Origin of the sequence: Kytococcus sp. HMSC28H12 (assembly GCF_001816045.1) — a bacterium.
GTDB lineage: Bacteria > Actinomycetota > Actinomycetes > Actinomycetales > Dermatophilaceae > Kytococcus > Kytococcus schroeteri.
In genome coordinates this window covers 1-6,729 of record NZ_KV824442.1, presented here as the reverse complement: position 1 = coordinate 6,729, position 6,729 = coordinate 1, and the positions used below count along the sequence as shown (strand labels likewise).

Here is a 6,729-nt window from a genome sequence, read left to right as displayed (position 1 = left end):
CACGGCGCTCGCCGAGGCGGCCCGCGGCGTGGCCGCCGACCCGGCCGTGTGCGCCTCGCTGGACGAGCGCAGCGCCGAGGTGGTGGGTGCCCTCGTGGAGCGGCACGGCTCCGAGCTCGCCGGCGTGATCTCCGACACCGTGGCCGGCTGGGACGCCACGCAGACCGCGGAGCTCCTCGAGGCCTACGTGGGCAAGGACCTGCAGTTCATCCGCATCAACGGCACGGTCGTGGGCGGACTCGTGGGGCTGGTGCTGCACGCCCTCACCCAGGTCCTGTGAGCCGCCTCGTAGAATCCGTGCGACCCACCCCCGACCGGCCCACCCCAGGAGGCGCCCCGTGCTCGTGCTGATCCTCGCGCACCTCGTGGCCGCCCTGGCCGCGCCGTGGCTCGTCCGCGCGATGGGTTCCCGGGCGTTCATCCCGCTCTCGGTGCCGTCGCTGGCCACCGTGGTCTACCTCGTGCGCCAGGCCGCGACCGTGCACGCCGGCGCCACCGACCACCCCCACCACGGGGTCGGCCACGGGTCGGCCGGACTGCCGCCGGCGGTCACCGAGTCGTGGACCTGGGTGCCCCAGCTGGGCATGGACCTGGACTTCCGCCTCGACGGCCTGTCCTGGCTGCTGGCGATGGTGGTGGCCGGCGTGGGCACGCTCGTGCTGCTCTACTGCACCGGGTACTTCTCCGACGACGAGGAGGGGCTGGGCCTGTTCGCCGGCTCGCTCACCGCCTTCGCCGGCGCGATGCTGGGCCTGGTCACCACCGACAACATGCTGGTGCTCTACGTGTTCTGGGAGCTCACCAGCATCCTGTCCTTCCTGCTCATCGGGCACCGCATCACCTCGCGCCACTCCCGCTCGGCGGCCATGGAGGCGCTGGTCATCACCGCCGGCGGTGGGCTGGCCATGCTCGTGGGCATCATCGGCCTGGGGGCCGCGACGGGCAGCTACTCCATCAGCAACCTGCTGGCGCACCCGCCGCAGGCGGACGCCCTGGTCACCACCTCGGTGGTGCTGCTGCTCGTGGGTGCCTTCACCAAGTCGGCCCAGGTGCCCTTCCACTTCTGGCTCCCGGGCGCCATGGCCGCGCCCACGCCGGTGAGCGCCTACCTGCACGCGGCGGCCATGGTGAAGGCCGGCATCTACCTGGTGGCCCGTTTCGCCCCGGCCTTCGCCCACCTCGAGGTGTGGCAGTGGGCCGTGCTGCTGCTCGGTGGCCCCACGATGCTGGTGGGTGCCTACCGCTCGCTGCGCCAGGTGGACATCAAGCTGGTGCTGGCCTACGGCACCGTGAGCCAGCTGGGCTTCCTCGTGCTCGTGGTCGGCCACGGCACCCAGGACGCCGCCCGCGCGGGCCTGGTGCTGCTACTGGCCCACGCCCTGTTCAAGGGCTCGCTGTTCCTCGTGGTCGGCGCCATCGACCACTGCACCGGCACCCGCGACCTGCGCCGCCTCTCGGGCCTGTCGCGGAGCATGCCGCTGCTCTTCGCCACCGCCTGCGTCTCCGCGGCCTCGATGGCGGGCCTGCCGCCGCTGCTCGGCTTCGTGAGCAAGGAGGGCGCCTACACGGCGCTGGACCCGACGGTGCACGGCTGGGCCACGCGGGAGGGTGTGGCCTTCTTGGTCGTGCTCGTCGGCTCGATGATGACCTTCGCCTACTCGGCCCGCTTCCTGTGGGGCGCCTTCCGCACCCAGCGCACCAAGCCGGCCACACCGGTGCACGCCCCGGGCTTCTTCCTCCAGGCCAGCCCCGCCCTGCTGGCCGTCGGCACCATCGTGCTCGGCCTGGCCAGCGGCCCCCTGCTGGAGCCGGTGGTGGGCAACTACGCGTCCTTCTGGCCGGCCTCGGAGCACCCGTTGCACCTGGGGCTCTGGCACGGCTGGACCGTGGTCCTGGCCTTCACGCTGCTCACCTACGCCGTCGGTGTGGTGCTGCACCTGCGTCGCCGCCAGGTCAACGGCTTCCAGCGCGGCGTGGCCGCCCTGGGCCTGCCCGGCGCCGAGCGCGGCTTCCAGCTGACCATGCGCGCGGTGGACCGGGGGGCGCTGGCGGTCACGGGCCTGTTCCAGCGCGGCTCGCTGCCGGTGACCCTGGGCATGATCTTCGTGGTGGCCGTGGCCGTGCCGGTGGGGGTCCTGCTCATGCAGGACGTGCCGATGCCCGAGCACTACCGCCTCATGGACTCGTGGGCCCAGCTGGGTGTTGCCGTGGTGACCGCCGCCGCCGGTGTGCTGGCCGCGCTCTCCACCCGCCGCCTGCGCGCGGTGGTGCTCGCCGGCGTCACCGGCTACGGCTCGGCGGCGCTCTTCATGCTCTACGGCGCCCCGGACCTCGCGCTCACGCAGCTCATGGTGGAGAGCATCTCCATCGTGGTGTTCATCCTCGTGCTGCGCCGCATGGCCGGCCAGTTCCCGGACACCCCGCGCCGGGTGGAGAAGGTGCTGCGCGTGCTCATCGCCGTGGGGGTGGCCGGTGTGCTCACCCTGGTGGCGCTGGTCTCCGCGGCCTCCCGCGCGCACGTGCCGGCCAGCGCCGGCCTGCTGGAGACCGCGTACACCAAGGGCGGTGGCCACAACGTGGTCAACGTGATCCTCGTGGACACCCGAGGCTGGGACACCATGGGTGAGATCGCCGTGGTGCTCGTCTGCGCCACCGGTGTGGCCTCGCTGGTCTTCCTGCGCGAGGAGGTGCTGGAGACCGCCCGCGTCGCCGCGTCGGCCACCCGCACCCGCCGCACCATGCACCTGGAGGCCGACACCAAGGGCTCCCGCTGGCTGGCCGACGCGGTGAACATGAAGCACACCCGCCGCTCGGCGGTGCTCGAGGTGGTCACCCGCCTGGTCTTCCACTCGATGGTGGTGTGGAGCCTGTACGTGCTGCTCGTGGGCCACGACGCCCCCGGCGGCGGCTTCGCCGGCGGCCTCATCGCCACGCTGGCGCTCACCGTGCGCTACCTGGCCGGTGAGGCCGACGAGCTGCGCGCCGCGGCCCCGGTGCTCTCGGGCACGCTCATGGGCGCCGGCCTGGGCCTCGCGGTGACCACCGGTGTGCTCGGCATGGTGGCCGGGGGAGAGCCCCTGCAGTCGTGGGTGTTCAACCTGGACGTCCCGGTGCTGGGCCACCTGCACCTGGTGACCCCCGCCTTCTTCGACGTCGGGGTCTACCTCGTGGTCGTCGGCATGGGCGTGGGCCTGCTCACGAGCCTCGGTGCCGGCGTGGACCAGCAGATCGAGTCCGAGCGCGGCGAGGGGCACCGTGACGCGCTGAGCCGCCACGCGGACGACGAGTTCCACCGCTACGGCCTGCGCCACACCGACCGACCCGTCGAACGACCGGAGGTGGACGCGTGAGCGAGCCGATGACCCCCTCCCTGGCCCTCCTCGGCGTCGGTGCCGTGCTCGTGGGCTGCGGTGTGTACCTGATGCTGGCGCGCTCGATCGTGCGCATGCTCATCGGCTTCGTGCTGGTGGGCAACGGCGTCAACCTGCTCTTCCTGGGTGCCGCGTCCCCGCCCGGGGAGCCGCCGATCATCGGGCAGGTGCCCGGCGAGGACATGGCCGACCCGCTGCCGCAGGCGATGATGCTCACCGCGATCGTCATCTCGCTGGGGCTCGTGGCCTTCCTGCTGGCCCTGGCGCACCGCTCGTGGCAGCTGGCCGGCACCGACCGCGTCACCCACGACCCGGAGGACCTGCGCATCGTGCTGCGGGCCGACCGCAGCGACATGTCCGGCTCGGACTTCGCCGGCGACGACGACCTCACGCCCGACGACGTGGACGACGTGGACGTGGACGCCGAGGGCGACCACTACATGGAGCTGGCCGTGCGCCGCTTCAAGGAGCGCCGCCGGGAGATCCGCCGCCACCGCGCGCGGGCCTTCCAGCCGCTCGAGGACGACCAACCGCCCGTGGACTCGAGGGGAGGCCGCCGATGAGCGAGGTGAACCTCTCCTTCATCGCGCCGCTGCTGGTGATGCTGCCGCTGCTGGCCGCGGGCGTGACGCTCGCCGCCGGGCGGCACACGCTGGTGCAGCGCATCATCTCCACCGCCGTGGTGGCGGCCTGCCTGGCCGGCTCGGTGCTGCTGCTGTGGGCCGCGGACACCCGCGGCCCGCAGGTGGTGGCCACCGGTGCCTGGGTGCCCTACGAGGGCATCGTGCTGGTGGTCGACCGGCTCTCGGCGCTCATGCTCATCGTGGGCTTCACGATCATCCTGGGTGTGCTCTGGTACTCCAACGCCGAGGGGCGCGAGTCCTTCGACCAGGAGGCCAGCGGCAAGGCCCCGCTGCCGATCTTCCACCCCTCGCTGCTGGTGATGACCGCCGGCGTGGCCACCACCTTCGTCTCCGGCGACCTGTTCCACATGTACGTGGGCTTCGAGGTGCTGCTCGGTGCCAGCTTCGTGCTGCTCACGCTCGGCGGCACGGTCTCCCGCGTGCGCGCCGGCGTCACCTACGCCTTCGTCTCGCTGCTGAGCTCCACGGTGTTCCTCTTCGCCGTGGCCATGGTCTACACCGCCACCGGCACGGTGAACCTGGCGCAGGTCTCCCAGCGCATGGCCGAGCTGCCCCAGGGCACGCAGGTGATGCTGCAGGCGCTGCTGCTGGTGGGCTTCGCCATCAAGGCCGCCGTGTTCCCCATGAGTTCCTGGCTGCCGGACTCCTACCCGACGGCGCCGGCGCCGGTCACGGCCGTCTTCGCCGGTCTGCTCACCAAGGTGGGCGTGTACGCGATGATCCGCACGCAGACCCTCGTCTTCCCAGGCGGCATCCTCCACGAGCTCATGCTCTGGGCGGCGCTGCTCACGATGGTGGTGGGCATCCTCGGCGCCGTGGCGCAGACCGAGGTCAAGCGGATGATCTCGTTCACCCTCGTGAGCCACATCGGCTACATGCTCTTCGGGTTGGCCATCGGCACGCCGGCCGGCATCGCCGCGGCGATCTTCTACGTGATCCACCACATCCTCATCCAGGCCACGCTGTTCCTCGTGACGGGCATGGTGCAGCGCCGCACGGGCGTGAGCACGCTCGACCGTCTGGGCGGCCTCATCCGCACCGCGCCGTGGATCGCGCTGCTGTGGTTCGTCCCGGCCATGAATCTCGCGGGCATCCCGCCGTTCTCCGGGTTCATCGGCAAGGTCGGTCTCATGCGGGCCGCCGCCCAGATCGGCACCCCGATGCTGTGGCTGCTGGTGGCCGGCAGCGTGGTCACCTCGCTGCTCACGCTGTACGCCATCGCCAAGACCTGGGCCAAGTCCTTCTGGGGCGCCCCCAACCGCGCCGAGGGGATGGGGCAGCAGGCCGTGCCCATCGGCCCCGGGCTGTTCCTGCCCACCGGTGTGCTGGTGCTCGTCGGCATCGGCCTGACGGTCTTCGCCGGCCCGATCTACGGGGTGAGCGAGCGCGCCGCGGCCGACCTGGTGAACCGGAGCAGCTACGTGCAGGCCGTGGCCGACGCCGCGGACACCGCGGGCAGCCACTACCCGGCCCCGCTCGACCCGACCGAGCAGGGGGGTCACTGATGGTGCGCCGACTCCAGCTCCTCCCGCTGCTGTGGCTCGTGGTCGTGTGGGTCGTGGCGTGGGGCTCGTACTCGCCGATGATCCTCTTCGGCGGCCTCGTGGTCGGGCTCTTCGTGACCCTCGCCTCGCCGCTGCCGCGGCTCAACCTCAACGCGACGGTGCGGCCGTGGGCGCTGCTGGTGCTCGTGGTGCTCTTCCTCAAGGACCTCGCCAAGGCGGTCTGGGACGTCTCGATGATGGCCCTGCTGCCCGGCCGGACGACGGACGCGGCCATCATCACGGTGCGCTTCGCCGCCGACGAGGAGCTCTTCCAGACCATCACCTCCGAGCTCATCACCCTCGTGCCGGGCACGATGGTGATCGACCTCGACGACGAGACCCGGGTGGCGCATGTGCACTGCCTGGGCGTGAAGGACGAGGCCGACGCCGAGGCCGTGCGCCAGGAGTGCCTGGAGCAGGAGCGCCGCGTGCTGGCCGCCTTCGACGCCGACTACCGCCGGGAGGACCGATGAACGAGATCGCGATCTGGCTCATGGCCGGGGCGGCTGCGGTGCTGGTGGCCGCCGCTGGCCTGGCCCTGGTGCGCATCGTGCGGGGACCCGCGGGGCTGGACCGCATGGTGGCTTCCGACGTGCTCGTGAGCGTGCTCTTCGGCTTCTTCTGCCTCATCGGTGCCTGGTGGCAGTTCCCGCAGGTCACCACGGTGATGGTCTCGCTGTCGCTCGTGGCCTTCCTGGGGGCGGTGGCCGCCGGCCGCTACGCCGCCCGCGACCGCGACCGCGGCTGGGCCCGCGACGAGCGGGTCGACATGTCCGCCGACGGGAGGCCCTCGTGACCGACGTCCTGCAGATCGTCGGCGGCGTGCTCATGCTCGTGGGTTCGCTGCTCTCGCTCGTGGCCGCCATCGGGCTGGTGCGCTTCCCCGACGTGCTCACCCGCATGCACGCCGCCACCAAGCCGCAGACCCTGGGCCTGGTGCTGCTGGGCCTGGGCCTGTGCCTCGTGGTGCGCGAGTGGGCGGTGTGGGGTGCCGTGGCCCTGACCGTGCTCTTCCAGTTCCTCACCGCCCCGGTCTCGGCGCACATGGTGGGCCGAGGTGCCCTGCGCACCGGGCAGGTGCGCCTGCCGCTGTACGAGGACCCTGCCGCCGCCGACGGGCAGGCCGGCACGCCGTCCAGCGCGTCCGCCGCCGGGGCCGGTGCGCGCGCC

General features: G+C 72.2%; 7 protein-coding genes. All 7 read left to right on the top strand.

Annotation, left to right across the window (positions count from 1 at the left end):
- A partial coding sequence (locus HMPREF3099_RS05920; RefSeq protein ID WP_141762018.1) for a DUF445 family protein occupies positions 1-280 on the top strand: 280 nt, incomplete at its 5' end.
- Positions 281-338: 58 nt separating this feature from the next.
- Entirely contained in the window at positions 339-3,350 is a 3,012-nt protein-coding gene (locus HMPREF3099_RS05915; RefSeq protein WP_070705144.1) for a Na+/H+ antiporter subunit A, read from the top strand.
- On the top strand, positions 3,347-3,934 hold the full coding sequence (locus HMPREF3099_RS05910; protein WP_070705143.1) for a Na(+)/H(+) antiporter subunit C: 588 nt from the start codon (positions 3,347-3,349) through the stop codon (positions 3,932-3,934). Before HMPREF3099_RS05915 ends, HMPREF3099_RS05910 begins: the two co-directional genes overlap by 4 nt.
- Entirely contained in the window at positions 3,931-5,520 is a 1,590-nt protein-coding gene (locus tag HMPREF3099_RS05905) for a Na+/H+ antiporter subunit D (protein WP_070705142.1), read from the top strand. The genes HMPREF3099_RS05910 and HMPREF3099_RS05905 overlap by 4 nt, the downstream gene beginning before the upstream one ends.
- Positions 5,520-6,032, top strand: coding sequence for a Na+/H+ antiporter subunit E (locus HMPREF3099_RS05900; RefSeq protein WP_070705141.1), 513 nt, complete (start codon positions 5,520-5,522; stop codon positions 6,030-6,032). The genes HMPREF3099_RS05905 and HMPREF3099_RS05900 overlap by 1 nt, the downstream gene beginning before the upstream one ends.
- On the top strand, positions 6,029-6,355 hold the full coding sequence (locus tag HMPREF3099_RS05895; RefSeq protein WP_070705140.1) for an MrpF/PhaF family protein: 327 nt from the start codon (positions 6,029-6,031) through the stop codon (positions 6,353-6,355). The genes HMPREF3099_RS05900 and HMPREF3099_RS05895 overlap by 4 nt, the downstream gene beginning before the upstream one ends.
- The coding region (gene mnhG, locus HMPREF3099_RS05890; protein ID WP_070705139.1) for a monovalent cation/H(+) antiporter subunit G at positions 6,352-6,729 on the top strand (378 nt) is incomplete at its 3' end. The genes HMPREF3099_RS05895 and mnhG, both read left to right, overlap by 4 nt.

Bases quoted from the DNA above. Each gene is read 5' to 3' on its own strand.
- HMPREF3099_RS05905 (WP_070705142.1), top strand. From the start codon at position 3,931: ATGAGCGAGGTGAACCTCTCCTTCATCGCGCCGCTGCTGGTGATGCTG.
- HMPREF3099_RS05900 (WP_070705141.1), top strand. From the start codon at position 5,520: ATGGTGCGCCGACTCCAGCTCCTCCCGCTGCTGTGGCTCGTGGTCGTG.
- HMPREF3099_RS05895 (WP_070705140.1), top strand. From the start codon at position 6,029: ATGAACGAGATCGCGATCTGGCTCATGGCCGGGGCGGCTGCGGTGCTG.